General features: G+C 33.4%; 3 protein-coding genes. All 3 read right to left on the bottom strand.

Translation table 11 applies throughout. The features are described 5' to 3' along the window. Nucleotides 1-121: 121 nt before the first annotated feature. Nucleotides 122-1,468 carry an acetyl-CoA carboxylase biotin carboxylase subunit gene (accC, locus tag CKF59_RS05835; protein WP_119535019.1) on the bottom strand — a complete coding sequence of 449 codons (1,347 nt, stop codon included), beginning with the start codon at nucleotides 1,466-1,468 and terminating at the stop codon, nucleotides 122-124. 41 nt (nucleotides 1,469-1,509) lie between these two features. After that, nucleotides 1,510-1,974, bottom strand: a complete 465-nt coding sequence (accB, locus tag CKF59_RS05830) for an acetyl-CoA carboxylase biotin carboxyl carrier protein (RefSeq protein WP_119535018.1) — start codon at nucleotides 1,972-1,974, stop codon at nucleotides 1,510-1,512. Nucleotides 1,975-2,266: 292 nt separating this feature from the next. Further along, on the bottom strand, nucleotides 2,267-2,908 hold the full coding sequence (locus CKF59_RS05825; RefSeq protein ID WP_245959281.1) for a type II 3-dehydroquinate dehydratase: 642 nt from the start codon (nucleotides 2,906-2,908) through the stop codon (nucleotides 2,267-2,269). Nucleotides 2,909-3,074 lie beyond the last annotated feature (166 nt).

Below are 3,074 nucleotides of genomic sequence, written 5' to 3'. Positions count from 1 at the left end.
GTATTATATTTTATCATAAACAGCGACTTTTTATGCTAAATTGCCTAGAACAAATACGAGTATTTGGTACATTTAACACAAAAAAAGACGCTACTGAATATAGTAACGTCTTTTTATAATTTTAATCTTGTAAACCTAGTTTTTTCTCTAGGTAGTGAATATTCGTTCCACCTTTGTTAAAGTTCTCATCACTAATAATGTCCATTTGTAAAGGAATATTAGTTTTGATCCCTTCCACAACTAACTCTAGAAGAGCACGATTCATACGTTTAATCGCCATTTCACGATCATCACCGTAAGTAATTAATTTACCAATCATTGAATCATATGTTGGTGGTACAGAATAACCTGCATAAATGTGAGAATCCCAACGCACTCCAAAGCCACCTGGAGAATGGAATGAAGTGATTTTACCTGGAGACGGTAAAAAGTTTTCTGGATTTTCAGCATTTATACGACATTCAATAGCATGACCACGAACTTTAATATCTTCTTGTTTAATTGATAAAGGTAAACCTGAAGCTACTAAAATTTGTTCACGAATTAAATCTACACCAGTAATCATCTCGGTAACTGGGTGTTCAACTTGAATACGTGTGTTCATTTCAATAAAGTAGAACTCACCATTCTCGTATAAAAATTCAAAAGTACCTGCTCCACGGTAACCGATTCTTTTACAAGCTTCGGCACAAGCAGTACCAATTTTTTCACGTTGCTCTGGTGTAATTCCTGGAGCTGGAGCTTCTTCAACAACTTTTTGGTGTCTACGTTGCATTGAACAATCACGTTCTGCTAAATAAACAGCATTACCAAAGTTATCTGCAATTACTTGAATTTCAATATGACGTGGATTCTCTAGATATTTTTCCATATAAACCATGTCATTATTAAATGCAGATTTAGCTTCAGCTTTAGTCATTGAAATAGCTTCTTCTAAATTCTCTTCGCTACGTACGACACGCATTCCACGACCACCGCCGCCACCAGAGGCTTTAATAATAATTGGATAACCAATGCGTTTTGCGATTTCTTTATTTAACTTGATATCGTTTGATAAAGGTCCATCTGAACCTGGAACGCAAGGAACACCAGCAGCTTTCATGGTATTAATTGCAGCTACCTTGTCCCCCATAATACGAATTACTTCTGCAGGGGCACCAATAAACGTGAAGCCTGAGCTTTCAACAGCTTCGGCAAACTCTGCATTTTCACTTAAAAATCCATATCCAGGATGAATAGCATCACAACCTGTAGCTTCTGCAGCTGAGATTAATGCAGGAATATTTAAATATGATTTAGCAGAAGGAGCTGGTCCAATACAAATACTTTGATCAGCTAATGCCACATGCATTAGTGAGCTATCTATAGTACTGTGTGCAGCTACCGTTTGAATGCCTAACTCTCTACATGCACGCTGTACACGTAATGCAATTTCACCACGGTTAGCTATCAGAATTTTTTTTAACATATGACGCTCGATTTAGTGTAAATACATTATTAACTATTAAATTATTCAATGATAAATAATGGTTGATCGTATTCAACAACATTTGCGTCTTCAACTAAAATAGCTTTCACTACGCCAGCTTTATCAGAATCAATCTTGTTCATCATCTTCATTGCTTCAACAATACATAAAGTATCACCTACGTTTACTTTACTTCCTACTTCAACAAATGGTTTAGCATCAGGACTAGAACGACGATAGAAAGTACCTACCATAGGAGAAAGAACTTTATGACCAGTAACTTCAGGTTGTGCTTCAACAGCTGGAGTTGCTGGAGCAGCTGAAGCCACAGGAGCAGCCGGTGCTACTGGAGCAGGTGCATAAGCAGCTGGAGCAGTTGTTACTTGAATATTTTGTTGGCGATTTAAAACGATAGAGTTTTTATCTTCAACAATAGTAATCTCTGTTAACGAAGACTCTTCAAAAACTTTAATTAAAGCTTCGATTTTTTTGATATCAAAATTCATTGACGATCCTATTACGATAATTTTACTTATAAATACAAACCAATGTATTTACCTATAAGCTAATAGCTAATTTAATTTTATTCGGTCAGTGTATGTATGCTCTTTTTTCTTTCATGAAAATCACTTCAATAAATCTTTCCTTACTCTACCTTCAAATAAAATCTCTAATATTCAAAAACTTATCTCGAAAATTATTAGATTTCTTAAACTCTAGGTTCGCAAGAAGAAAAAGAACAAACAACAAAATCCGGTATATTTTACCACAAAATCGTAAATTCGTAACTAATTCTACTTAAAAAACTTTTAGTTCGTAAATGTAATCTAGCCAAAACTCTAAAGCTAATTCATAGCCTTTTTCCCCTAAACCGCAAATTACTCCCTGAGCTATATCTTGTAAGTAAGTGTGATGTCTAAATGTCTCGCGTTTATGAATATTTGATAAATGCACCTCAACAAATTTAGCTTCTACCGCTAATAAAGCATCCCTTAAAGCTACAGATGTATGACCAAAAGCAGCTGGATTAATAATAAAATAGTCTTCTACGGCCTTATATTGTTCTAGATATTTAGAAATAGAGAAATAACAATTATGAAGATAATCAATTAAGGCACTTTCACTATTTGTTTGATAGAAGTATAACTCAATGGTAAGCTCTCTCTTACCTGACTTATCTAAACATAAACTTAAAGGTAGAGCAAAATCAAAGCCATCCTCAGCATCATAATCAATTAATTCAGCTAATGTCTCTTTCAAGAATAAATCTAACTCTTTACCGTTTTTAACTCTTTTCTTCAATTTAGAAACTAAAGTTTTTAGTAAATTTTTATAGATTTGGATTAAACTTGTTGCCCCATATTTTTCAGGTTCTCTCTTCCCTAAAAGATTTAAATTTGGTCCATTTAATACGTGAAGGCGAATTACTTTTTCTTTCATAAGGTTCCAAAATAGTTAATAATGTTCTTTTATTTTACCCCTTTTCTAGCGGATAAATCTAAAATTTAAATAAAAATTCTTCAATATTTATATAAAACAAAGTTACTATTTTCATCTCTCGACAATTAAAATAATAAACTATTCTCCTAATAAAAAGTAACTAATA

The sequence above is a fragment of the Psittacicella gerlachiana genome (assembly GCF_003585965.1).
Lineage (GTDB): Bacteria > Pseudomonadota > Gammaproteobacteria > Enterobacterales > Psittacicellaceae > Psittacicella > Psittacicella gerlachiana.
This window is presented reverse-complemented; position numbering and strand designations above follow the sequence as displayed.